This is a genomic window from Domibacillus aminovorans, assembly GCF_001643235.1.
GTDB lineage: Bacteria > Bacillota > Bacilli > Bacillales > Domibacillaceae > Domibacillus > Domibacillus aminovorans.
Window position 1 is genome coordinate 1 of the sequence record NZ_LQWY01000041.1, and the last position, 25,106, is coordinate 25,106.

Consider the following 25,106-nt stretch of genomic DNA (forward strand, 5'->3'; position numbering starts at 1 on the left):
GGACATTCAGTCGATGAGCTGACATTGAAGCTACAGGAAATGGTTGGACAGAAAGAGCAGGCGATGCTGTCGATTCAAAACGTGTCGGCGATATCTGAAGAAACAGCCGCTTCCGCGGAGCAGGTGAGTGCATCAGCGGCTGCTCAGCAAGTGGAGTTGGAGCGTGTCGCAAAAGCGACGGATGAAATGAATCAAATTGCCCGCGAGTTAAAAGAAGCAGTTGATCGATTTAAAGTGTAAAACGAAGAGGCTGTCCCAAAAGTCAATGAATAATTGACTGGGACAGCCTTATTCTGTTTTATAAAATGGTTTCTTATTGTTTACGGCGAATTCGTCTTTAATGTGTCAAATTGTGTTCGGCACGAATTTTCGCAAGTAACGCCTGGCAGCCGTCTGTGACCAGTTCATATGTTTCTTGGAAATCACCCGTGTAATACGGATCAGGTACATCTTTTTTATGATTCGTTAAATCAAGCAGTCGAATGATTTTCGGATGATCAGGATGGCCAGTCATATCGTAAATGTTGCGAATGTTGCTTTCATCCATACCGATGATGTAGTCGAACTGGTCGAAGTCTTCTTTCGTTAATTGTCGGCCAGCTAGTCCTGTTGCGGACACGTTGTATTCTTTTAAAATACCAAGCGTACCTTTATGAGGCGGTGAGCCAATGTGCCATGAACTTGTAGCGGCAGAATCAACCGTAATGGTATCACCCAAGTTTTCTTTTTCGATTAAGTCACGAAATAAAGCTTCTGCCATTGGTGAACGGCAAATGTTGCCAAGGCAGACGAACAGTACGTTAATCACTTTTGTCAGCTCCTTTTTATGACTAAGTATACCATGGTTGATTAAAGATGCGTTCATTCGCCTATGAAGCAAACAGTTTGAAAGGTTTAAAAGAAGGGAATCGTGAATAAAAAACAGAATTTTCTTGAAATGGGGAGGGGGAAACATTTTGTCACAAGACGTACGAGTCACTATTAATGGGGAAGAAACAAGCCTGCAAAATGATCAAACGGTTTTACACGCATTAACGGATCGTTCGCTCACTATTCCGAGTGTTTGTTATCATCCGAGCCTCGGGCCTATTGAGACATGTGATACGTGTATTGTACAAGTGAATGGCGAATTTGTCCGATCCTGTTCCACGGTCATTCAAGAAGGAGATGTGATTGATTCTGTTTCGCCTGAAGTAAAAGAAGCACAGCTGATTGGTATGGATCGCATCCTTCACAATCATGAGCTTTATTGCACCGTTTGTGACTACAACAATGGCGGATGTGAAATCCACAACACGGTAAAAGAAATGAAGATTAATCATCAGAGTGTTCCTTTTGCTCCGAAGCCGTATGAAATAGACGATTCGAATCCCTTTTACCGGTATGATCCGGATCAATGTATTTTATGCGGACGGTGTGTAGAAGCTTGCCAGGATGTGCAGGTGACTGAAACACTTTCAATCGATTGGAGCTTAAAAAAGCCGCGTGTTATTTGGGATAAAAACACGACGATTAATGAATCATCATGCGTCTCGTGCGGTCATTGCTCTACGGTCTGTCCATGTAATGCAATGCTTGAAAAAGGAATGGAAGGGGAAGCAGGTTTTTTAACAGGGATTGCGAAAGCAACGCTTCGCCCGATGATCGAGCTGACGAAAAATGTGGAAACAGGCTACGGATCGATTTTAGCTATTTCGGATATGGAAGCGGCGATGCGGGAAGAAAATATTAAGAAAACAAAAACGGTTTGTACATATTGCGGTGTCGGCTGCAGCTTTGATGTATGGACGAAGGACCGGAAAATATTAAAGGTGGAACCGCAAATTGAAGCGCCGGCAAATGGCATTTCAACATGTGTAAAAGGGAAATTCGGCTGGGATTACGTCAACAGCGAGGAAAGGTTGACGAAGCCGCTCATTCGTGAAGGCGACGCGTTCCGTGAAGCGGAATGGGAAGAAGCGCTCGAGCTGATTGCCGGCAAATTCATAGAAGCGAACAAAACGTATGGGCCGGATTCAATGGCGTTTATTAGCTCTTCAAAATGTACAAATGAAGAATCGTATTTAATGCAGAAACTGGCTCGTGGGGTGGTTGGTACGAATAATGTGGACAACTGTTCACGTTACTGCCAGACGCCGGCAACGATGGGGCTTTTCAGAACGGTCGGCTATGGCGGCGATTCAGGTTCTATTACGGATATTGAGCAGTCAGAGCTCGTTTTAATTGTCGGTTCGAATACGTCAGAGTCACATCCTGTCCTGGCGACGAGAGTAAAACGGTCTCATAAGTTAAAAGGACAGAAATTAATTGTCGCCGATTTACGTAAGCATGAAATGGCGGATCGCTCGGATCTCTTTATTCAGCCTAAACCAGGGACTGATTTGGTCTGGTTGTCTGCTGTAACAAAATACATTGTCGATCAAGGATGGGAAGATGAACGCTTTTTAAAAAACCGTGTGAATGGACTAGATGAATATAAAAAAAGTTTAGAACCGTTTACGATGGACTATGCGGCTTGTGTGACGGGTGTTAAAAAAGAGACGCTTATTCAACTTGCGGAGCACATTCATCAAGCTAAAACGACGTGTGTTTTGTGGGCGATGGGCGTTACACAGCATATGGGCGGAAGTGATACGAGTACAGCGATCTCTAATTTGCTCTTAATAACAGGAAACTATGGGAAACCAGGTGCAGGAAGTTATCCGCTCCGCGGTCATAATAACGTGCAGGGAGCGAGTGATTTCGGCAGCATGCCAGATCGTTTTCCAGGTTATGAAAGAGTAGCAGATGACAACGTGCGTTCAAAATATGAAAAAAGCTGGGGCGTTAAAATCCCATCTGAACCTGGATTAAACAATCATGAAATGGTTGCAGGCATTCATAATGGAAAAGTGAAAATGATGTACTTAAAAGGGGAAGACATGGGTCTTGTTGATTCGAATATAAACTACGTACATTCAGCATTTGAAAAACTGGATTTCTTCGTTGTTCAAGACATCTTTTTATCCAAAACGGCTGAATTTGCCGATGTTGTTTTGCCGGCGAGTCCGAGCCTTGAAAAAGAAGGGACATTTACGAATACAGAACGCCGAATTCAGCGTCTCTATCAGGCACTGGAGCCGCTAGGTGAGTCAAAACCGGATTGGAAAATTATTATGGACATTGCGAACCGCCTCGGAGCGGACTGGCAATATGATCATCCGGGAGACATCATGGCGGAAGCCGCAAGTCTATCTCCGCTTTATACAGGTGTTTCGTATGAACGATTAGAAGGATATAAAAGTTTGCAGTGGCCTGTCGCGAAAGATGGTGTGGACTCACCGCTCCTTTTTATCGACGAGTTCCCTTTTCCGGACGGAAAAGCACAGTTATTTCCGGTGGAATGGACGAAACCGCTCGAATTTGCCGAAGAATACGATCTTCATGTTAACAATGGCCGGCTGCTTGAGCATTTTCATGAAGGCAATATGACATATAAATCGAAAGGCATTACGTCTAAAACGCCAGAAGTGTTTCTTGAAGTATCACCGGAGCTTGCGGAGGAGAGGGAACTTGAAGATGGAACACTCGTACGGCTCACATCACCTTATGGCAGTGTGAAAGTGAAATGCCTCGTAACAGACCGGGTGAAAGGGAAAGAAGTGTACTTGCCGATGAATGATTCAGGTGAAGGGGCTATTAATTATTTAACGGGCAGCCATGCGGATAAAGATACAGACACACCGGCGTACAAAGAAATTAGCGCGACAATGGACATTTTAAAAGAAAAAGGTGAGAGCCCGTTGCCGCGCATTAATTACAGAAATGGAAACCCGCAGCCGCAAATAGGTGTACAAGTAGAGAAAAAATGGGCGCGTACTGATTATATCTTCCCTGGTGAGATGGTGAAAAAGGGGGAGAGAGAGCATGGCTAAGCCGATAACGAAAATCCATCATATCGAATTAACGGAAGAAGAAAAACGGAAACAGGACTTGTTAGAAATTGAACAGATGCTTGCCGATAATAAAGAAGTCATCAAGGAATTATTTAGTGTGATCAATAAGATGAAGGACCGCAACGTGTTGAATATGGTGAACAGTCTTTTCGGACAAGGTGACCGCGTACTCGATATAGTCGTGAAGGCGGCCGATAAGCCCGAAACCGCTAATACGATAAAAAACCTTCTCCTCATGCTCGGGATGCTTGGAACGTTAAACGTCCAGCAGCTGGAGCCGGTTATTCTAAAAGTAAATAACGGAATTGCCCGCATGGCACAAGCAGATAAAGAAGATGCAGGGTATGTGTCAATGATCTATTCACTTTCAAAACCGGAAGTAAAAAGAGCCATTAGCTTGTTATTCACGTTTTTAAAAGGAATGGGCGAAAACAAGCAAGAGCTTGAACGAACGACACAGTTGCCGGAAGATCAGGCAGGAACGATTCTACAAGCTGAAAAAATGGACATGCAGCCGGAGCCCATTCACGAGCAAAAACAGCTAAGAGTATCGAAAGGATGGATGGTTGCCGCTGCTGGTGTGTCAGTCATCGGAATCGCTATGTCGAGAAAACCAAAGAAATAATTACTCTATTTCACAATGGGGCTGGACCTAGTAGTTAGTTAATTACTAACTTTTAGGGCGGCCCCTCCCTGCGCCACTATGCTACAATGAAAGAAAACGAGCAAAGAAGTGATAAACATTGAATCATTTCTTCAAAAACAAGACGTTGACATTTTAGTTGTTAAGAATGAAGAGCTGTCTCCTCAACAAGAATTGGTAGACGATTTGATTTCGATTATTCATATGTTTAGTTGTAGAATCTATGGCTTGCGAAAATATAAAAAGAAAATCAAGGGGGATGAAGAAGTTGAAAAAAGCATATAAGACAGAAATCCTCCTTGATGAAAGGCAAATGACAAAAGTAAATCAAACGATTGGCACTTGCCGATATGTGTATAACTTATATTTGGACACAGCACAGAATCACTACAAAGCCACAGGTAAGCATTTGTCCGGCTATGATTTCTCTAAATGGCTGAACAATATTTATACAAAGCAGACTGATTTTTGGATAAAAGATGTTTCCAGTAAAGCCGTAAAACAAGCGATTATGAATGGAGACAGGGCTTTTAAGAACTTTTTTAAAGGATTAGCTGAACGCCCTAAGTTTAAGATAAAGAAAAAGCAAGACGTAAAAGCATATTTTCCAAAGAATAACCCGAAGGATATAGTCGTAGAACGTCATAGAATCAAGGTTCCGACTCTTGGATGGATCCGACTGAAAGAATATGGCTATATTCCGGTTGATGCGAAAGTTTCTACTGCACGATTTCTCAAAAAGCAGGCCGGTATTACGTGTCTGTCTTGTGTGAAGTCCAGCTAAAAGAAAGTGAGCAGATCAATGATCATGACGGAATAGGCGTGGATCTTGGCATTACAGAATTTGCGATATGCAGCCACAATGAAACGTTTGCGAATGTGAATAAAACTGTTCGTGTCAAGAAGCTTGAAAAAAGGTTGAAACGGCAGCAAAGGAAACTGAGCAGAAGCTATGAACAAAATAAAAATCAAAAGAGAGGTGAATTCTGCGCCAAAAACAGGCAGAAGCAGATCCTTCGGGTTCAGAAACTGCACGCTAGACTGGCGAATATTCGTCAAGCATATATTCAGTATGTCGTGAGTACTCTGGTGAAAACCAAGCCAGCTTATATCACGATTGAAGATTTAAACGTGAAAGGCATGATGAAAAACCGGTATCTATCTAAAGCAGTCGCACAGCAGAATTTCTATGCGTTTAAAGAATGGCTCATGGCTAAATGTAAAAAGCACGGCATTGAACTAAGACAGGCAGACGGATGGTATCCATCTTCCAAGCTGTGTTCGTGCTGTGGTCATAAGAAAGTAAAATTAAGCCTGTCCGAACGCACATTCACATGTGACAGCTGTCATACTGCATTAGACCGGGATTTCAACGCCGCTTTAAATCTGAAATATGCGAAACAATATACAGTATTAATGTAACTAATCTGTATATATGTAGGGTGGGCTACATCCGAATTTACGCTTGTGGAGTGTTAGACCAACCGTATTAGCAGGCAAGTGGCGAGGCGGGACACGTAGAAGCAAGAAAACGTCTAGCGTAGATGAATGATTACATTTGTCTATGTTTTTAGTGGCAGTATGTGAATGATTCAACGTGCACGTGAATTTTTGCAGTCACATTTCGGATATGATTCGTTCCGGAGTGGGCAGGAGCAAGCAATTGGCCAAGTATTGAACGGTGAGAATACGATTTGTGTCATGCCGACGGGCGGTGGGAAGTCGATCTGTTATCAAATTCCGGCGCTTGTGCTGTCGGGAACAACGATTGTCGTATCGCCGCTCATCTCATTAATGAAAGATCAGGTCGATACGCTCCTTGAAGCGGGCATTCCAGCTGCATATATTAATAGTTCGCTTGGCAATGCAGCGTTTCGGGAAACGATGAACGCAGCACGAAATGGGGAGTATAAGCTTCTTTATATTGCGCCGGAGCGTCTTGAGTCACAGTCTTTTGTTGAGCAATTAAAGCAGCTAAAGGTTCCGCTCATTGCCGTTGATGAAGCACACTGTATTTCACAGTGGGGACACGATTTTCGCCCGAGCTATCGGCATATTCACCGGATGGCGGAAATGCTGCCAGGTAACCCGGTTGTGCTGGCGCTGACAGCGACAGCGACACCAAACGTGCGCGAAGACATTTGCCGGCTTCTTACTATAGAAGAAGAAAATACAGTCATTACCGGATTTGAGCGAAAAAATCTATCGTTTTCAGTTATTCAAGGCCAGGATCGAAATGGCTTTTTAAAAGAGTATTTGAAGAAAAATGAAAAAGAAGCGGGCATTATTTATGCAGCGACACGTAAAACCGTTGATCAGTTATATGAGCGGTTGAAAAAAAACGGTATAGATGTGGCGCGTTATCATGCAGGCATGAGCGATGTCGCACGCAATGATGAGCAGGAACGATTTTTAACAGATGAAGCGGCTGTCATGGTTGCAACAAACGCGTTCGGAATGGGGATTGATAAGTCGAATATTCGTTACGTCATCCATTATCAGCTACCGAAAAATATGGAAAGCTATTATCAGGAAGCAGGCCGTGCTGGACGTGACGGACTGGACAGTGAATGTGTTGTGCTCTATTCATCTCAGGATGTACAGACACAGCGCTTTTTAATTGACCAGACACTCGAGCGAGACCGCATTCCGCAAGAGCTTGATAAATTGCAGCTTATGGTCGACTACTGCCATACAGAAAAGTGTTTGCAGCAGTTCATCGTCGCTTATTTCGGTGAAGAATACCCTAAACCGTGCGGACGCTGTGGCAACTGCACCGATTCACGTGAAAGTGTCGATACGACGAAAGAAGCGCAAATGGTGTTGTCTTGTGTCATCCGTATGGGACAGCGCTTCGGCAAAGCGATGACGGCACAAGTACTGACTGGATCAAAAAACAAAAAAATACAGGATTTTGGCTTTGATCAGCTGTCTACATACGGTATTTTGAAACATCAAAGTGCGAAAGATGTAACGAATTTCATCGAGTTTCTCATTTCGCAGGAGCTGATCGGCGTCGAGCAAAAGCAGTATCCGACCATTTTTGTGACAGAAAACGGGAAAAATGTACTACTCGGAAAAGAATTGGTGAAACGAAAAGAAGCCGTTCAAACGAAGAAAATTGCAAAAGATGATCCGCTCTTTGAAGAACTGCGCTCATTGCGAAAAGAGCTGGCTGACGAAGCTGGTGTACCGCCGTTCGTTATTTTTTCAGATAAAACATTGCAAGATATGTGCGCAAAAATGCCCGAAACAGAAGAAGAGTTTCTCGCGGTCAGTGGTGTCGGTCAAAGTAAGCTTGAGAAGTATGGGGATTCCTTTTTACGTGCGATTCAAACGTTTTCTGCCGATCATCCGGAGCGTGAAAGGGATTTGAAAGCAACGTATTTAACGAAAGCTCCGAAGAAAAAGACAGTGAACGGTTCTCATCTCGAAACGTTTGATTTGCATCAAAACGGATTGACAGCTGCTGAAATTGCTGCGGATCGGGATCTTACAGTGAGTACGGTCGAAAATCATTTAATCCAATGCATGAATGAAGGGCTTGCGGTCGATTTGAATTTAATTGTGCCTGAGCAATACCGGGAAATCCTTGAAAAAGCGATAGAAGAAGCGGGTGTAGAGCGGCTGAAGCCGATTAAAGAGCTTGTGCCGGATGACGTGACGTACGGGATGATTAAAGTATTTTTAGAGATGAGAAAAGTGGAATCTAGTCGCTAAATCGGGGGAGGGGGATGCGATATGGCGTTTGAAGTACGCGAGTTTCCAGAGTTTTCGTGGTCATTTTCCCGTCATAAAACAATGCTGACGTGTGCGCGCAAATATGGATATGAGTATTATATGAGTCATAACGGCTGGCTGTATGACGTGGATGAATCGGTGAAACACGCATACCGCCTGAAAAAATTAACAAATTTGCCGATGGCGTTCGGGCAGATTGTGCATGAGCTGGCAGAAAAAGCAGTGAGGCTGTTTTTAAGACATGGGCATGTGATGACAAATGCGGAGCTAATAGAAGAAGGGCGTTCGATGCTTAACCGGGCGTATATTGATTCGCGAGATCGTAAACAGCTTTGGATGCAAAAACCGGCCCGCTATAAAATGCTGTATGACATGTATTATGAAGGGGAATTAAACCGGATGGAAGCGGAGGAGTATCGGGGCCGTCTTTCCGTTGTGTTCGCCCATTTGCTGGCGAGCCGCTCCTTTCAAGATATAACGGAACGTCCGCAGACGATGCAGTTTCAACAAGCAGAGGAATTTCGGTTCATGACGATCGATGGCGTAAAGATTTTCGTCGTGATGGATTTATTGTACCGTGATATTGAAGCGGGCAAGTGGGTTATTGTCGATTGGAAAACAGGGAAAGAAGCGGAAGACGACAGAAGCCAGCTTGCGTTGTACGCGTATTATATTATGCAAAAATACAATGCGGGAATTGATGAAATTGAGATTCGGAATGAATATGTGCTAACCGGTGTGCAGCGCGCGTATCAATTGACAGAAATAGATATTGAACGGATGCTTTCCAAAATGAAGCAAAGCGTTCACATGATGCACCGCTACCAGCTCGATATGATTTCGAATGAACCAGTTGATCTCAATGAATTTCCCAGGACAGAATACGAGCAGCGATGTGAAAAATGCAATCATAAAGAAATCTGTCTGGCACAGCCGTGAAGCTGTGTCTTTTCTTGTTTCAAATTTTTAAATGGGGGCTGCGGGGTACAGCGTTTGTGGAAATGGCGGCGATGCTAGGTATGATCACGTGGACAACGTATGAGTTTTATCAAGTAGATCAGCTCGCGGGTCATTTAATGGTGCCCTATATTATGTGGGTAACGTTTGCGCTTAGATTGAATTATTCTATTTGGAAGCGGAATGAGTCTTACTCTTAAAAAAGAGTAAGGCTTTTTGGTGCCGATGAGGTGAAGCCGATGCAGGAGTAGTTTAGAAAGAAAAGGTTCGCTTTTATACAGGCGTTTTAGGAATAAGATTGATTAAGAAAACGGTTAATCAGGAAGATACATCTGTCTATCATTTGTTTTATGGAGATGAAAAAGGGAGCCTGGGAACGGAATTGACGTTTTTCGAAATCCCGATTGAAGCGCGCTTAAAGCCACTGGCAACGAAAAAGTAAGTGGTCAGGAATAAGGTTGAGCGGTCGGAACTAGCGTGGAATGGTCAGAACTGGTGCTGAGTGGTCACAAATGATGCTTAAACGGCCAAAAATAGAAGCAAGCCCCTTTTCCGAATTCGGAAAAGGGGCTGTTTTATTATTTTACAGCAGATTCAATTTCTTTAAATGCCCAGTGTTCCGTTGGGACATCTTTAAACGTTGCGTTGTTAGATGAAACGGTCTCGCGATTAAATACTTTGTGTAATACTTTCACTGCTTCAGCACGTGTTACAGTTTGGTCGGGGCGGAATTCACCGCTGCTATAGCCGTTCATTAAACCAGCTGTGCTGACAGATTGGATGGCATCTGATGCCCAATAAGAAACTTTTACATCGCTATATTTTATTAATTCTTTGTCTGCGCTGCAGTAAGAAGCAACGGCTGCATTTTCACACGTATTTGCCATATATCGGTCCACAATGGCTGCGAACTGAGCACGTGTTAATGAATGAATGGGACCAAAATTGCCGTTAGAATAGCCGCTCAACAATCCTTCATCAGTGATTGCTGCAATGGAATCCGCGAAACGACTTCCAGCCGGGACGTCTTTAAATGGAGATCCTGTTCCTTCCACATCAAGGTTTCCTGCAATCATCGCAGACAATTCACCGCGCGTTACTTTTTGATCAGGACGGAATGTGCCGTTGTTAAATCCTTGAAGATATCCTTTTTTACCGATGGAATTTGTGCCGCGGTATTCAAGTGCTGAAACTGTTCCGCTCACTTCATTCGCTACGAGCAGCACTGGCTTTTTCGTCGGGCTGTTTTCAGCTGAAATAAAGTCAAATCCTTCTGGTGCAACATCGCCAGCTATTTTATCGCTAAAGTCACGCGTGTTTGTATAATTTAAAAATACCGGATTTTCAGGATTGGAAATATCGTATGTCATGACGCCGCCGATTCGCTCTAAGCCAATCATCGCAACGAGTTTTCCATCAATCATGCCTGTTTTAATTTCTTCTGGCTCCGGCCCTTTTTTTGCACTTCGCTTGTCCATTTCATTATCGTCATTTGACCAGTTAAAGTACTTGGGAAGCCGCTCTGCTGTAATCTTTTCAAAGTCACTGCCACTGTCAAACACTTGCTCCAGCGTGTCAGCTTTCCAGATTGAGAATGAACGGCCGCCAAGTGTATAAATGGCATCAGTGCCACGGTCTGTCAACACTTCAAGCTTGTCATACGCAGTCGAGTTTTTCATGCTGCTATCCGTAAGATTTTCTTTCCAGTCTTTAAAATCAGCGACGTTCACAAATTCTTCCCACTCAGTCGCATCGCCTTCATTGGCCGTCAGTAAATAATCTTTGCCATCAATCGTTACTGCAGAAATGGCATCAGGCATGTACACGCCAAGAACAGGGAGCGCTTCAATGTTAATCTTGCCATCGCGTGCAGCATCAAGTGCATTTGCTTCTTTTGAATGGTCTTTATACCCTAATGAACGGACAGATTCGATAGAAGCAGACGTAAAGTTGACAGTAGCTACTGCGTTATTTTCTTGAAGAGTAACATAAGCCGTTGTATCGTCGCCAGAGAGCGCGATATATTCTGGTTCTAGATCCGTAGCAGCTGTGCTGGTACGAATGTGTACGTCGTCTGCAATGATGGATTCATCGGTGAATTTGACGTGTTTCGCAGCGTCTGTCGTTGTATCAATGACCGTGATTGAGCCTTCTGGGTCCACACCATTTTCGAGTCCCATACGAGGTTCGCCTTCATTCGCGCTTAAAATATAGTTACCGTCAGCTGAATACGTCAGCATGTCTGGCTGAACGCCAGTTTCGTATGTATGAAGCAGGCTGCCGCTAAGATCCATCACGATGATGACACCATTTTTCGTATAGTCTTCATGTTGTACAGAAGCCGCGATATGATCGCCATGGATGGAGATACTTGTCACATCGCCATATGTAAATGTATCTGAGTTGACGAGCGATGGAATATGAATCTCTTTCTTTTTTGTCAGCGTGCCTTTTTCAAGTGAGACGATATCAATCTTTTGATTTTTTCCGTTGATCACGTAAAAAGAGTTGCTTTTAGGATGATATTTGATAATTTCTGCAACGCCGCCATCTTCATCGGCAGCTGCAGATGTATAGGAAGCGATTTTTTTGACATTCACAGAGTCGCTGTAAGCAGCTCCTGCCGTTATAGGTGCAAATAATGATGCGGTTAATACTGCGGGTGCGGTCCATTTAATCATTTTTTTCAATGTGGTGTGCCTCACTTTTTTCTTTTTAGCATAGTGCATTTATTTAGCACTAGTATGAACACAGTGTTAATACTGTGTAAAATTGGATTAAATCTTAATTTAATGTAAAGAAATGAAAAGATATGTCGATATAAGAAGGAGAAGAATGCGCGGTAGGGGTGAATAAATAATGGTTGAACGAGTGGGGGAAAGTGTTTCGCAGACGGTCATGAGCGTGAGTCAGGTGAAAGAAGGGACAAAACTGGCTGTGCCAATGCAACAAGTGGCGGAGCAGTCCGTTTCTATGAAGGAAGAAGAGCTTGCGAAGTTTGCGGAGCAGGTCAACACGTTTTTACAGCCGACGCGGACGCATGTTCAATTTGAATATCATGATGATTTGAAAGAATATTATGTTGTCGTTGTAGATGATGATTCGCGGGAAGTCGTGAGGGAAATTCCACCGAAAAAGATGCTCGATATGTATGCTGCGATGACTGAGTTTATTGGATTACTTGTGGACAAAAAGGTATAAAGGGGACGATCACAATGGTTATGCGTGTTGGGGGACTGGCAAGTGGGATGGACATTGATTCCATCGTTAAAAACTTAATGACAGCGGAGCGTATGCCGCTTGATAAATTAAAGCAAAAGAAACAAGTGCTAGAATGGCAGCGTGATGACTACCGCAAGATGAACACACTTCTCCTTGATTTCCGGACAGAACTGACACAAATGAAACTGACAACAAAATATCGGGCGCGTACGACGACATCATCAGATGAAACGAAAGTGAGTGCGACAGCTACAAGTGCAGCATCGCAGGCGTCTTACTCAATTTCAGAAGTAACAGCTCTTGCTAAAGCGGAAAACTGGGTGACAAGCTCGATTGGAAGTGTCGATGGAACGAAAGAACTTGTGGCTCAAATGCCAGGTTTTACGAAATGGTTAGATGGTGCTGTTGGCAGTAAAACATTAACGCAAAAGGGAACGGACCCGCTAAGTTTAGGAGTAGATGCTGGGACGATTCAAGAAGCCGAGTTTGCTAAAATGTCGGTAAAAGTAAATGGTGTTTCTTATCAAATGGTGGGGCTTGGAGATACGTTTGATTCAACTAAAAATCAAGCGAAAATCGACAAAGATGGGAATATAACATTTAGTCATACAATTGAACCAAATTCTACGGTGAAAGTTGATTACATTTCAGTCGCTCAAAATGGTGAAAAATATGCTGATTTTTCAATTGCAGCTAAATCCTCAAAAGGCGATGTGAAAGAAAACTTCCTTATCAGTTCTACAGAGACATTGAATCAGGTAGTAAATAAAGTAAACAGCTCTAATGCAGGCGTATCCATGTTTTACGATACCGTGACGAACAAAATTTCGCTCATGCAAAAAGAAACAGGCGATTTTAATAACGGTGCCGGTAATATCACTATAAGCAGTACGGCGATTGATGAGGCTATTGCTAATGTTGCTGATCCTGCTAACCCTACTCCGGCTGAAACTGACGCGATTAACATAGCCAGAGCTGAATCTTTTATTATATCAGCATTGAAGCTGGATAAAGCAGCCACTCCGAGTATTGTTACAGCAGGAGCAAATGCAGCATTTACGATTAACGGACTTGAAACAAATCGTCCGTCCAACACGTTCGACATGAACGGTGTCTCGATTACATTGAAAAAAACGTTTGATGCTAATGAAGGAGCTGCAACTCTTTCCATTAACAATGACGGCAACGCAGTGTACGACAATATTAAATCATTCGTCGACAAATACAACACGTTAATCGGCGCGATCAGTTCAAAAACGTCGGAAGAAAAGTATCGTTCTTACACGCCACTGACAGATGAACAGCGTGAATCGTTGAGCGATAAGCAGCAGGAGCAGTGGGAAGAGAAAGCGAAGAGCGGTTTGCTTCGCCGAGATACGATTTTGACCGGTGTGCTGACGAATATGCGAGGCAATTTCTCACAGCCTATTTCAAATAGCACGACCGATCCAATGTTCAAACAGTTAGCGTCGATTGGCATTACAACGACAGCAAACTACCTTGAAGGCGGGAAATTGGAAATTAATGAAGCGAAGTTGAAAGAAGCGATTAATAACAATCCTGATGCAGTGGAAGCGTTGTTCCGTGGCGGTGGAGATTCATCAGCTGCTTTGGAAAAAGGGATTGTGCACCGGTTGTATGACACGGTAAATGCAACGATGGATAAATTGAAAGAACGGGCCGGCAACACGTTTTCGACGAATCAGCAATTTGCGCTTGGCCGTCAGCTATCGAATATTGACAGCAGTATTACACGGTTTGAGAGCCGTTTGGTTCAAGTAGAAGATCGATATTGGAGACAATTTACGGCAATGGAAAAAGCGATTCAACAAGCAAACTCACAATCAAACTATTTAATGCAACAATTTAGCATGTAATTTTTCATATAAAAGGAGTCGTTACAATTGGCGATGAACCCACAACAGGCGTATGCAAATAACTCGGTTACGACAGCTTCTCCGGGTGAACTAACATTGATGCTTTATAATGGCTGCATTAAATTTATCCGCCTTGCCGAACGGGCTATGGCAGACAAGAATATCGAACAAAAAAATGTGAATATCCAGAAAGCGCAGGCCATTGTGCGGGAACTGAGTATTACGCTCAAAACGGATACAGATGTGGCCAAAAATATGCTCGCGCTTTATGAATATTTATACACACGCCTTATTGAAGCGAACGTTCAAAACGATCCGGCTATTTTGAAAGAAGTGGAAGGATTTGTGACTGAGTTTCGCGATACATGGAAGCAAGTCATTCAAGAAAACCGCCGCATTCAGCAAGTTGGTGCGGGCGGACGTGTGTAATGACGCCGGTTCATGACTGTCATAAAATGACGAGGCGGCTGCTTGATTTATTGGAAGCGGTCGAAAGTAATCGTGACAGTCAAATTGAAGAGACAGAAGGGCTGCTTGACCAGCGTGCGGCCATTCTACCTTCTATTAAACCGCCTTTTACGGCAGAAGAGCAGGTGCTCGGGCGTGAAATTATCCAGATGAATAAAGAGATTGAAGCGCGGCTGAACCGATTGAATAATGCGGTGAAAGATGATTTAAAAGAAGTCAGTATGAAAAAGCAGTCGATGAATAAATACTCGAATCCGTATGAGGCGCTGCAGACAGATGGTGTTTTTTACGATAAGCGCAATTAAAAATCCGGTGCTGCATAAGCCCGGATTTTTCTGATCATTTAAAAATAGCAAGAACACCTTTCGCGATGTCGCTCGTGTCGCCAATTAAAATCTGATCCGCTTGCTGGCGGATGCTTGAAATAGCGAGTTGAATCACTTCTTTTGATACGTCCGTATCACTCATTAAAGACAATCCCTTTTTCAAATTGTCTTCGAGCACATTGGCATTTGTTAGTTCATGTTCAATGGCTTCGTAGTAGCTGCCGACTTTTGTCAATTGGCCAGTGACCTGCGTGACGGCGTTTTGAATTTTGGGGAATAGTTTACGTGCTTCTTCAACAGGATCAAGTTTGGCATTTGTTAAGCCAAGTGTTTCAACGTTCGTTTTTTGAAGTACAATTTCCATCGTTATACCGGAAGCGCCGCCGGCAATTTGAAATTTCTTGTCGCTGCCGAACAAGTTAATCGTATTAAATTCCAGTTGATTGGCTGTATCATCAATCGTATCAAGGATTTCATCGAGTTCCATCTGAGCTGCTTTTCGGTCTTCATCGCCTAACGTGTCATTCGAACTCATGACGGCTAGTTCATATCCGCGATGAAGCTGTTTTGTAACATGATTCAACCCTTCGTCGGCAGCGCTGAGAAGCGATAGCCCGTCCTGCATATTGCGCTGTCCCCGTTCAAGGCCGCGCACTTGCGCTTTAATGGTTTCGGAGATGGCGACACCCGTTGGATTCTGGCTGGCTTTGCTGACTTGGGAACCGCTTGAGATTTTTTCCATTGATTTCTTCGCTTGAAGGTTGTTTTTTTCATAACGTGACATGGAGTACGTAAAGCTCTGCAATCTCATTTTGTATTTCACCCTCTATTTATTAAGTCATTCATTATGCTGTATATCGGTCAAAAGACAGAATTATTAACAGCTTTCTAAAAAATATAAGTGGGAAGTGAGTAAGTTGAATCGAAAACAGGCAAGAGAAATGTATGTTCAAAACGCCATTGCGACGGCTTCGCCGGTTGAAATGGCATCTCTTCTTTTACAGGAAAGCATAAAATGTATGAAAAAAGCGAAAGTTTCAATGGAGGGTTCGAATCGTTTCGAACAAAATCTACATTTGAAGCGGGCACAGCAATGCATAATGGAGATTGTTCCTTTTTTAAATGAGAAGACGAAAGAAGGGCAGTCTGTATCGATTGTGTATCGACGTATCAATGCGATGCTTGTTGAAGCGAATGTAAAGAGTGACTTGGTGCTTATTGATGAGGCAGAAAGAATGGTGTCGTCTTTATATCAAGCATGGCAAGATAGCCGCAAGCCACAATAAAATAGTTTGAATATTCGACAAATTATTTCGGAGATTAAGAAGGATTATGAAGGGTATATAAAGAATATTAAGAGTATAGTAAGCTAGCAATTAGTTGAAGGAGGAGTTCTGCATGAAGAACTATAACATTCGTGGTGAAAATATTGAAGTGACTCCGGCAATCCGTGAGCACGTAGAAAAGAAAATCAGCAAGCTGGAGCGTTATTTCACCGAAACTCCTAATGCGAATGTGCATGTGAATTTGAAAGTATATAACGATAAAAATGCAAAAGTGGAAGTAACGATTCCAATGAAAGAGCTTGTTCTTCGCGCTGAGGAACGCAATCAAGACTTATACGCAGCGGTTGATTTGATTATCGATAAACTGGAGCGTCAAATCCGCAAACATAAAACGAAAGTAAACCGTAAGTTTCGTGAAAAAGGCGAGCCGCAAGATTACTTTGCAATACTGTCAGACAATGCGCCTGCTGAGGAGCAAGATGATGATCTTCAAGTTGTGCGCACAAAACAGTTTGAATTGAAACCGATGGATGAGGAGGAAGCCGTTTTGCAAATGAATTTGCTCGGTCACAGCTTCTTCATTTATACAGATGCTGCATCTGATAGTACAAACATCGTATACAAACGAAAAGACGGCAAATATGGTTTAATCGAAACAACTTAAGGGAAGTGAAAGAAGTCCGCTATGGCGGGCTTCTTTTTTATGAGGGCTATTCGTGGTATGATTAGTTTCGTGATTTTGCATGAGGGGGAAATGATGAATGTCAATTGGACGGAATGATCTATGCCTATGTGGCAGCGGAAAGAAATATAAAAAATGCTGTGGAAAAATAGAAGGGGCTGCAATCCTGACTGTATTAGTAGAAGAGTGCAGCAATGTGCAGCGTGAACTGATCGATTATGCGATGGAAAAACATTCAGCGATGCTGAAAAAACAATTTCAGCCGCTTCTTCAGACGTATGAGACACTGCGTAAAAATGAGCAGGTGTTTCTCGTGACATTTGAAATTTGGGCCATTTTGACACAAGTATTGAAAGGGAATGAAACCATTTTAACGGAGTTTGTGAAGCGCCGTGTTCCATCTATTACACGGAAACGGACAGCAGAAATTGTGGCATCATGGACCGATTACCGCTTTATGGCTGGTGTCATTGAATCATGTGAAGGGAATATGTATCACGTTCGTGATCTATTAACGGATGAAATGTACACCATTCGTGCGCTTAAAAGTGTGTCGCTTGAAGGGGCATTTGTAACGGGTGCGCTTTTGCCGCATGAATCCGACTATACGTTTTTTATGACCGATTTTCATTTTGAGCCTGCACGTGTCGGCGCGATGACGAAAGCCGTTCGAGAATTGTACGAAGCTTCTCCGTATAAAGATACACAGTCGTTCTTTACAAACATGTTTATGGCGGTGATGGATCGACTATTTAATCTATATGAAGAACAGCAAGATGTAGTGGATGTAACCACGTTAACGTGGTTGAAAGACGCTCACTCTACGACTGCTGAACATATTGTCGAATCGTTTGAACAGGAAAAAATTGAGCAGCCGATTGTACAAATGGCTGTATTGCTCTGGAATTATTACTGCAGCAAAGAAGATCCAACTGTCCGCAAACCAGAAGTCTTTACAGCAGCACTTCTGTCATTGATGCAATCGCACGGTATTCTGGATAAGGAAGAATCGAAAGCGGCCATTGCCAGCCGATATTCGATTTCCGCTTCGACACTATCGAAACGATTGAAAGAAATGGAAGTCGTGCTTCAAGAAAAGCTAAAACCTGCGGCAGAAGTGGATCAGGCGAGGCAACAGTAGACCATATAAGTGTACGCCTCCTTTTAGAAGTGGTAATATTAAATAGGAAAATTGTAAAGGTTTTACCCTGTTGAACCTGAAAAGGAGCGTTTATAAATGGGTTTATTAGAGAAAGTATTTGATGCGAATAAAAAAGAAGTAAAAAAACTCGAAAAAATGGCAGACAAAGTAGAAGCGTTTGCTGATGATATGGCGGCGCTTTCGGATATTGAGCTAAAAGCAAAAACAGTTGAATTTAAAGAGCGCTACCAAAAAGGCGAGTCGCTCGATCATATGCTGTCGGAAGCTTTTGCCGTTGTGCGGGAAGCGGCGAAGCGTGTGCTGGGGCTTTATCCATATAAAGTGCAGTTAATGGGTGGGATCGTCCTTCATGAAGGAAACATTTCTGAGATGAAAACGGGTGAAGGGAAGACATTGACGGCGACGATGCCAGTGTATTTAAATGCGATTTCAGGTAAAGGAGTCCATGTTATTACGGTCAATGAGTATTTGGCGTCCCGTGATGCAGAAGAGATGGGGCATCTGTATGAATTCCTCGGTTTGACGGTTGGTTTGAACTTAAACAGCTTGTCAAAAGAGCAGAAAAAAGAAGCGTACGCGGCGGATATTACGTACGGAACGAATAATGAGTTTGGTTTCGATTATTTACGTGACAATATGGTGCTGTATAAGGAACATAAAGTACAGCGGCCGCTTCACTTTTCCGTTATTGATGAAGTCGACTCGATTCTCATTGATGAAGCGCGGACACCTCTTATCATTTCTGGTCAGGCCGCGAAGTCAGCACAGCTGTACATTCATGCTTTTTCATTCGTTCGCACGTTGAAAGAAGACGAAGATTTTACCGTCGATATTAAAACGAAAAGTGTCCTTTTGACAGAAGAAGGAATGACGAAAGCAGAGAAAGCATTCGGCATTGAAAATTTATTTGATTTAAAGCATGTTGGGCTGAATCACCATATTGTGCAAGCGCTAAAAGCACGTGTGACGATGCATCGCGATGTTGATTATGTTGTGCAGGATGGCGAGGTCGTCATTGTAGACCAATTCACCGGCCGTTTAATGAAAGGACGCCGTTATTCTGACGGGCTTCATCAGGCGATTGAAGCAAAGGAAGGCGTCGATATTCAAAATGAAAGCATGACGATGGCAACAATTACGTTCCAGAACTACTTCCGTATGTATGAAAAACTGTCCGGTATGACCGGTACGGCGAAAACGGAAGAAGAAGAGTTCCGCAATATTTATAACATGCGTGTTGTGGCAATTCCGACAAACCGTGAGATTGCCCGTGATGACCGTGCGGATTTAATTTACGCGTCCATGAATGGGAAATTTATGGCCGTTGTAGAAGATATTTATGAACGATATCAATTAAAGCAGCCCGTTCTTGTCGGGACGGTGGCGATTGAAACGTCTGAATTGATTTCAGCTCACTTGAAGAAAAAAGGCGTTCCTCATAACGTGTTGAATGCAAAAAATCATGAAAGTGAAGCGGAAATTATTTTAAATGCAGGTCAGCCTGGTGCGGTGACGATTGCAACGAACATGGCTGGACGTGGAACGGATATTAAGCTAGGTGAAGGTGTAAAAGAGCTCGGAGGCCTGGCTGTTATTGGTACAGAACGTCATGAATCTCGCCGGATCGATAATCAGCTGCGCGGGCGTTCAGGTCGTCAAGGAGACCCGGGTGTGACACAATTTTATTTGTCAATGGAAGATGAATTAATGCGCCGCTTCGGCTCGGATAACATGAAGTCGATGATGGAAAAGCTAGGCATGGATGATTCACAGCCGATTCAAAGTAAAATGGTGTCACGTGCAGTTGAATCTGCCCAAAAACGTGTGGAAGGCAACAATTTTGATGCCCGAAAACGTCTTCTTGAGTATGATGATGTGCTTCGTCAGCAACGCGAAATCATTTACAAACAGCGCGATGAAGTGTTGGATTCAGAAAACTTGCGCACGATTATGGAAGAAATGGTTACAAAAGAAATCGCTTCAACCATTGCTGTGCATGCAAACGATGGAGATGAAGCAGAACTGTTTGATGTGTCAGGCATTACAGATACCGTAAATGCGAACTTGCTTGAAGAAGATGCGCTTACAGAAGAAGAACTGCGTGGCAAAGATCTGGATGCGATAAGCGGTATTATTTGGGATAAAGTTGCAGTACGTTACGATGCACGTGAAGAACAGCTTGGTTTCGAGCAAATGCGCGAGTTTGAAAAAGTCGTTCTTCTTCGTGCAGTTGACTCGAAATGGATTAACCATATCGATGCGATGGATCAGCTTCGTCAAGGTATTCATTTGCGGGCCTATGGACAAATCGATCCGCTTCGTGAATATCAAAATGAAGGCTTTGCCATGTTTGAAGCGATGATTGAAGCAATCAACGCAGAAGCGTCGAAATACGTCATGAAAGCGGAAATCCGCAGCAACCTCGAGCGTCAAGAAGTCGCGAAAGGCCAAGCGGTTAATCCGAAAGAAGATGAGGGCGTAAAAAAGAAAAAACCACTTCGCAAAGCACCGGAAATTGGCCGGAACGAACCGTGCCCATGCGGAAGCGGTAAGAAATATAAAAACTGCCACGGGCTACAAGAATAATCAGCTCATTCGCGCACCAAAATAGAAATTTGAATAGAATAGACTAGATTCATGCAAATGGAAATGGTTATGCATGCACGTACCGATCAAACTAAAAATTAACAGAGGTGTATCATATGGAATTATTTGAAATTCGTAATGAGCTAGACAATTCAGCCGGAAAACTGGCGGACTTCAGGGGGTCTCTTTGACTTAGAAAATAAAGAGATCAGAATGGCAGAATTGGAAGAGCTTATGACTGAGCCAGAATTCTGGAATGACCAGCAAGGTGCTCAAACCGTTATTAATGAATTAAACGGCTTGAAAGACCTCGTCGTTGAATATAAAGATATGGTGGAAACACATGAAAATCTTGAAATGACCCATGAGTTATTAAAAGAAGAAAACGACGACGACTTGCACAAGGAACTTTCCAATGAAATGAAAGAATTTATGAAGCGTCTTGCAGATTATGAACTTCAGATTCTTCTCAGCGAACCGCATGATAAAAACAGTGCGATCTTGGAGCTTCACTCGGGCGCAGGCGGCACAGAGTCGCAGGACTGGGCGTCCATGTTGTTGCGTATGTATACACGCTGGGCCGAAAAACGCGGCTTTAAAGTCGAAACACTCGATTATTTGCCAGGTGATGAAGCGGGCGTCAAAAGTGTCACGCTTCTTATAAAAGGTCATAACGCGTACGGTTATTTGAAAGCGGAAAAAGGGGTTCACCGCCTCGTCCGTATTTCGCCATTTGATTCATCAGGCCGGCGCCACACGTCTTTTTCATCGTGTGAAGTCATGCCAGAATTTAACGACGAAATCGAAATCGAAATTCGTACAGAAGATTTGAAAATCGATACGTACCGTGCGAGCGGCGCCGGCGGTCAGCATATTAATACGACAGACTCCGCTGTTCGGATTACACATCTTCCAACAAACGTTGTCGTGACGTGTCAAACAGAACGTTCACAAATTAAAAACCGCGACCGTGCGATGAACATGCTGAAAGCAAAATTGTATCAGCGCAGACTGGATGAGCAGGCAGCAGAACTGTTGGAAATTCGTGGTGAACAAAAAGAGATTGGCTGGGGAAGTCAGATTCGTTCGTACGTCTTCCACCCTTATTCAATGGTAAAAGACCACCGTACAAATGAAGAAACAGGGAACATTCAAGCGGTGATGGATGGCGATCTCGATAACTTTATCAACGCATACCTTCGTTCACGTATATAAAAAATTCAAGTGCTGTTATTCTTGGCAGCATTTGTTTCAATCATGGTTTTTTTTCTGAAAAGAGGGAAAAGTGAAATCGTACCAGTTTTGTCATTTTAGCAAATGATTTAAATCTGGTGAAATTGGTATACTAATGAAGGCACGACAAACCATTTTCAAGAGGGGGCTTTTTAGAATGGAATTGAAAAAATCATTGCTTGCGCTCATTCTAGGTTCATCCGTAGCACTTGCGGCATGTGGCGGCGGAAATGACGCGGCGAAGGACACAGAAGAAGCTGTTGATGAAGTAGAGCAAAACACAGAAGAAGCCGTTGATGAAGCGACACCGAAAGAAGATGCTGGTGACACGACTACAGCAGCAGCTGGTGAAGAAGTGTACAAGCAAAGCTGCATAAGCTGTCACGGCGGCAATCTTGAAGGCGGATTTGGACCGGCACTTGATAAAGTGGGTGCAAAGTACAGCAAAGATGAGATTTTAGACATTCTTGCAAATGGTAAAGGTCAAATGCCTGCGAAAGTTGTGGAAGGCGAAAATGCGGAAGCTGTTGCCTCATGGCTGGCAGAGAAAAAATAATAAACAAAAAAAGGGTCTATCTCAAACGCATGGCGATTGGGAAGGCCTTTTTTTTATGTATAAAAAACGGCACCCTTGCCATCCTACGGAAAAGGGAGTGTGATCTGTATGGCAGTTTGGCGGAGCGGTGAGGATAGTCCATTTTCTCTATCAGCGGCTGAGAACACGAAGCATCAGAGTAGTGATGGCAGTCCATCTTCTCTATCAGCGGCCGAGAACACGAAGCATCAGAGTAGCGATGGCGGCTCTTTTTCTCTTTCAGCGGCTGAAAATACGAAGCAACTTATCGATCTACTCGGTAAATCAGGAGATCTAAAAGAGCGGACCTTTTCATTTGAAAAAGCGGAAGGCCGGCTTTTGTATTTTGAAACTATCGTAGATTCAGCACGAATTGAAGAAAGTATTCTTCGCCCTCTTTCGGAAACAGACAGGCAAAATGCGGAAGAAGCACTGACGGTTTTGGAACGGGAGGAAAAAGCGGATCCAGATAAAGCAATCGCCGCATTAATGCAAGGGAAAGTGCTTCTTTTCTTGGAAGGACGTCCGATAGGCATCGCGTGTGGTGTGGAAACATTTTTCTTACGCAGCATTATGGAGCCAGCGAATGAAAAAGTAATCCGCGGCTCCCATGATGGCTTCGTTGAAAGTTTAAACACGAATATTGCCTTAATAAGAGAGCGAATTAAACATCCAGGACTGATGATCGAGTATGTCCAACTTGGACAGAAAACAAATACGCGTGTCGCGATTATTTATGAAAAAGAAATCGCCAATCCAGAGCTTGTCGAGGAGCTAAAGCGGCGTGTGAACAGCATCGATATGGATATGATGTTTAATCCTGGGTTTTTGGAAGATATGGTCGAAGATTCAACGTTGTCTCCATTTCCACAAGTATTGCAAACAGAGCGTCCGGACCGGGCGATCGCAAATGTAATGGACGGAAGAATTTTACTGTTCGGAGATGGGAGTCCGACGTGCATCATCATGCCGGTGACTTTTTTTGCTCTTTATCAGTCTCCAGATGATTACAACGCCCGCACCATCCCCGGCTCTTTTTACCGGCTGCTCCGGTTTATTTCCTTTTTAATCGCGATCATGCTTCCGGGTTTGTATATAGCCATCGTCGGCTTTCACTTTGAAGTGTTGCCGCCTGATCTGATTTTAAATATAAAAGGGGGCGTTCAGACGATTCCGTTTCCACCGCTCATTGAAGTACTGGCGATGGAGCTCGCCATTGAAATCATACGGGAAGCCGGTGTGAGACTTCCGACACCAATCGGACAGACCATCGGGATTGTCGGAGGTATCATCATCAGTGATGCTGTTGTCAGCGCAGGGTTTGCCTCACGTACAACCGTTATTGTGGTGGCGGTCACAGCGATTTCGTCCTTTGTCGCGCCGTCAGCGGAAATGAGTACAGCCACTCGGCTTATTCGTTTCCCGTTAATGATCTTGGCTTCTTTATTTGGTTTTTACGGGCTCATGTTTGGAATAGTGGCCCTTGCTATTCACTTATGTAAGCTTGAATCACTAGGCAGGCCTTATTTTGCGCCAATGGCTCCTTTTCGTCTGAAAGACCTGCTAAGAGATACGTTTATAAAACAGTCTGCTTGGAAGAAGAAAACACGGCCGCTCGACAGTCGTCCACTTAAAGAAGGCGCGGAGTTCGGTTCAAGAGAGTGGGCGAAAAAATGAAATCACCTGCAACGATTTCGCCCGTTCAGCTGTTTTTCATTCTGTTGCAAACGCAGATAGGCGTTGGCCTTTTATCGCTTCCTTACACGGTTCACGAGGAAGCAGGAAAAGATGGATGGATTGCCGTTTTGCTTGCAGGTTTGTTCGTACAAGGAGGCATTGCGCTGATGTGGCTGCTTTCGTCGCGTTTTCCAGGGCTCACCTTGTATGATTTTGCCCCGCTTCTTGTCGGGAGAATCATCGGTACTGTGTTAACGATGATGTATACGCTTTTCTTTTTTGCTATGGTTTGCCATCAGCTGTCTATGTTTCTTGCCATATCGTCAAACTGGGCTTTTCCACGAACACCGCATCTCGTCTTTGCCTTATTGAGTATCGCGGTGGCGGTTTACCTTGTAAAAGAAAACGTGAGAGTGATGGCACGGTTTCATGTCCTGGCTTCTTTTTTACTCGTGTCTGTTTTATTCGTGTTCCTTCCTCTCATTCCACACTTCGAGATACAATACTTGTTGCCAGTCGCCTCAAACGGAGTGGAGGCCATTATGAAAGGCAGCGGGAAAATGGTTAATGCGTTTTCAGGATTTGAACTTTTACTTTATTTGTACCCTTTTACGGAAGGATCAAAAACAGCTAAATGGAAAGCAGCAGCCGGTGCGAATGCGGTCGTTACAGTGATCTATACGTTCCTCGCTTTTGTCGCCTCTGCTGTATTCGTTCCAAAGGAAATGAAACTCACT

General features: G+C 43.5%; 19 protein-coding genes and 5 pseudogenes. 21 read left to right on the forward strand and 3 right to left on the reverse strand.

What is annotated here, in order from left to right; genetic code table 11:
* Positions 1 to 240 (forward strand): annotated as a pseudogene (locus AWH49_RS13620) (methyl-accepting chemotaxis protein); the annotation flags it as partial.
* Between the two features lie 97 nt (positions 241 to 337).
* Here the strand turns inward: AWH49_RS13620 and AWH49_RS13625 are convergent.
* Positions 338 to 808, reverse strand: a complete 471-nt coding sequence (locus AWH49_RS13625) for a low molecular weight protein-tyrosine-phosphatase (RefSeq protein ID WP_063966162.1) — start codon at positions 806 to 808, stop codon at positions 338 to 340.
* Between the two features lie 148 nt (positions 809 to 956).
* Between AWH49_RS13625 and fdhF the strand changes: the two genes are divergently transcribed.
* The 8 genes and pseudogenes from fdhF to AWH49_RS19765 form a co-directional block, all read left to right on the forward strand.
* A complete protein-coding gene (fdhF, locus tag AWH49_RS13630) occupies positions 957 to 3,914 on the forward strand; it encodes a formate dehydrogenase subunit alpha (protein ID WP_063966163.1) in 2,958 nt (985 codons plus the stop codon).
* A pseudogene (locus AWH49_RS13635) lies at positions 3,907 to 4,446 on the forward strand (helical membrane plugin domain-containing protein); the annotation flags it as partial. The gene fdhF and the pseudogene AWH49_RS13635, both read left to right, overlap by 8 nt.
* Before the next feature lie 264 nt (positions 4,447 to 4,710).
* Positions 4,711 to 4,863: pseudogene (locus tag AWH49_RS13640) on the forward strand (IS607 family transposase); the annotation flags it as partial.
* Positions 4,847 to 6,000, forward strand: a pseudogene (locus AWH49_RS13645) (RNA-guided endonuclease InsQ/TnpB family protein). The pseudogenes AWH49_RS13640 and AWH49_RS13645, both read left to right, overlap by 17 nt.
* Before the next feature lie 165 nt (positions 6,001 to 6,165).
* Positions 6,166 to 8,298: a DNA helicase RecQ gene (gene recQ, locus AWH49_RS13650; RefSeq protein ID WP_063966166.1), complete on the forward strand. Its 2,133-nt coding sequence runs from the start codon at positions 6,166 to 6,168 to the stop codon at positions 8,296 to 8,298.
* 21 nt (positions 8,299 to 8,319) lie between these two features.
* Positions 8,320 to 9,258, forward strand: coding sequence for a PD-(D/E)XK nuclease family protein (locus AWH49_RS13655; protein WP_082862846.1), 939 nt, complete (start codon positions 8,320 to 8,322; stop codon positions 9,256 to 9,258).
* Positions 9,259 to 9,272: 14 nt separating this feature from the next.
* Positions 9,273 to 9,476 (forward strand): TspO/MBR family protein, encoded by a 204-nt coding sequence (locus tag AWH49_RS13660; protein WP_063966167.1) that lies wholly within the window; start codon positions 9,273 to 9,275, stop codon positions 9,474 to 9,476.
* A 59-nt stretch (positions 9,477 to 9,535) separates the two neighbouring features.
* Positions 9,536 to 9,691: pseudogene (locus AWH49_RS19765) on the forward strand (VOC family protein); the annotation flags it as partial.
* A 163-nt stretch (positions 9,692 to 9,854) separates the two neighbouring features.
* Here AWH49_RS19765 and AWH49_RS13665 read toward each other — a convergent pair.
* Positions 9,855 to 11,957 carry a choice-of-anchor I family protein gene (locus tag AWH49_RS13665; RefSeq protein WP_244886854.1) on the reverse strand — a complete coding sequence of 701 codons (2,103 nt, stop codon included), beginning with the start codon at positions 11,955 to 11,957 and terminating at the stop codon, positions 9,855 to 9,857.
* A gap of 178 nt (positions 11,958 to 12,135) precedes the next feature.
* Here AWH49_RS13665 and flaG point away from each other — a divergent pair, with 178 nt between their 5' ends.
* From flaG to fliT, 4 genes are read left to right on the forward strand one after another with little or no spacing between them, the layout of a single operon-like run.
* A complete protein-coding gene (flaG, locus tag AWH49_RS13670; protein WP_063966169.1) occupies positions 12,136 to 12,477 on the forward strand; it encodes a flagellar protein FlaG in 342 nt (113 codons plus the stop codon).
* Positions 12,478 to 12,491: 14 nt separating this feature from the next.
* A complete protein-coding gene (locus tag AWH49_RS13675; protein ID WP_063966170.1) occupies positions 12,492 to 14,375 on the forward strand; it encodes a flagellar hook-associated protein 2 in 1,884 nt (627 codons plus the stop codon).
* 33 nt (positions 14,376 to 14,408) lie between these two features.
* Positions 14,409 to 14,804, forward strand: a complete 396-nt coding sequence (gene fliS, locus AWH49_RS13680) for a flagellar export chaperone FliS (protein WP_034286910.1) — start codon at positions 14,409 to 14,411, stop codon at positions 14,802 to 14,804.
* Positions 14,804 to 15,148 carry a flagellar protein FliT gene (gene fliT / locus AWH49_RS13685; RefSeq protein ID WP_063966171.1) on the forward strand — a complete coding sequence of 115 codons (345 nt, stop codon included), beginning with the start codon at positions 14,804 to 14,806 and terminating at the stop codon, positions 15,146 to 15,148. Before fliS (AWH49_RS13680) ends, fliT begins: the two co-directional genes overlap by 1 nt.
* Before the next feature lie 34 nt (positions 15,149 to 15,182).
* On the opposite strand, the gene AWH49_RS13690 is transcribed toward fliT, so the two are convergent.
* Positions 15,183 to 15,980 (reverse strand): flagellin, encoded by a 798-nt coding sequence (locus AWH49_RS13690; protein ID WP_063966172.1) that lies wholly within the window; start codon positions 15,978 to 15,980, stop codon positions 15,183 to 15,185.
* Between the two features lie 106 nt (positions 15,981 to 16,086).
* On the opposite strand from AWH49_RS13690, the gene fliS (AWH49_RS13695) reads away from it, so the two are divergent.
* The 8 genes from fliS (AWH49_RS13695) to AWH49_RS13730 form a co-directional block, all read left to right on the forward strand.
* Positions 16,087 to 16,455: a flagellar export chaperone FliS gene (gene fliS / locus AWH49_RS13695; protein WP_063966173.1), complete on the forward strand. Its 369-nt coding sequence runs from the start codon at positions 16,087 to 16,089 to the stop codon at positions 16,453 to 16,455.
* Positions 16,456 to 16,567: 112 nt separating this feature from the next.
* Positions 16,568 to 17,119 (forward strand): ribosome hibernation-promoting factor, HPF/YfiA family, encoded by a 552-nt coding sequence (gene hpf, locus AWH49_RS13700; protein ID WP_018394604.1) that lies wholly within the window; start codon positions 16,568 to 16,570, stop codon positions 17,117 to 17,119.
* Between the two features lie 97 nt (positions 17,120 to 17,216).
* Positions 17,217 to 18,278 (forward strand): SEC-C metal-binding domain-containing protein, encoded by a 1,062-nt coding sequence (locus AWH49_RS13705; RefSeq protein ID WP_063966174.1) that lies wholly within the window; start codon positions 17,217 to 17,219, stop codon positions 18,276 to 18,278.
* A 96-nt stretch (positions 18,279 to 18,374) separates the two neighbouring features.
* The gene (gene secA / locus AWH49_RS13710; RefSeq protein ID WP_063966175.1) at positions 18,375 to 20,885 is read left to right on the forward strand and encodes a preprotein translocase subunit SecA; all 2,511 of its coding nucleotides are present in this window, start codon (positions 18,375 to 18,377) and stop codon (positions 20,883 to 20,885) included.
* A gap of 116 nt (positions 20,886 to 21,001) precedes the next feature.
* A protein-coding gene (gene prfB, locus AWH49_RS13715) for a peptide chain release factor 2 (RefSeq protein WP_157723735.1) occupies positions 21,002 to 22,100 on the forward strand; the annotation gives its coding sequence in 2 pieces (ribosomal slippage) (positions 21,002 to 21,073 and positions 21,075 to 22,100; 1,098 coding nt in all).
* A 181-nt stretch (positions 22,101 to 22,281) separates the two neighbouring features.
* Complete coding sequence (cccB, locus tag AWH49_RS13720; protein WP_063966180.1) at positions 22,282 to 22,674, forward strand: cytochrome c551; 393 nt, start codon at positions 22,282 to 22,284, stop codon at positions 22,672 to 22,674.
* A 108-nt stretch (positions 22,675 to 22,782) separates the two neighbouring features.
* On the forward strand, positions 22,783 to 24,369 hold the full coding sequence (locus AWH49_RS13725; RefSeq protein WP_063966176.1) for a spore germination protein: 1,587 nt from the start codon (positions 22,783 to 22,785) through the stop codon (positions 24,367 to 24,369).
* Positions 24,366 to 25,106 (forward strand): GerAB/ArcD/ProY family transporter (locus AWH49_RS13730; RefSeq protein ID WP_063966177.1); only part of this gene is annotated, 741 nt, incomplete at its 3' end. The genes AWH49_RS13725 and AWH49_RS13730, both read left to right, overlap by 4 nt.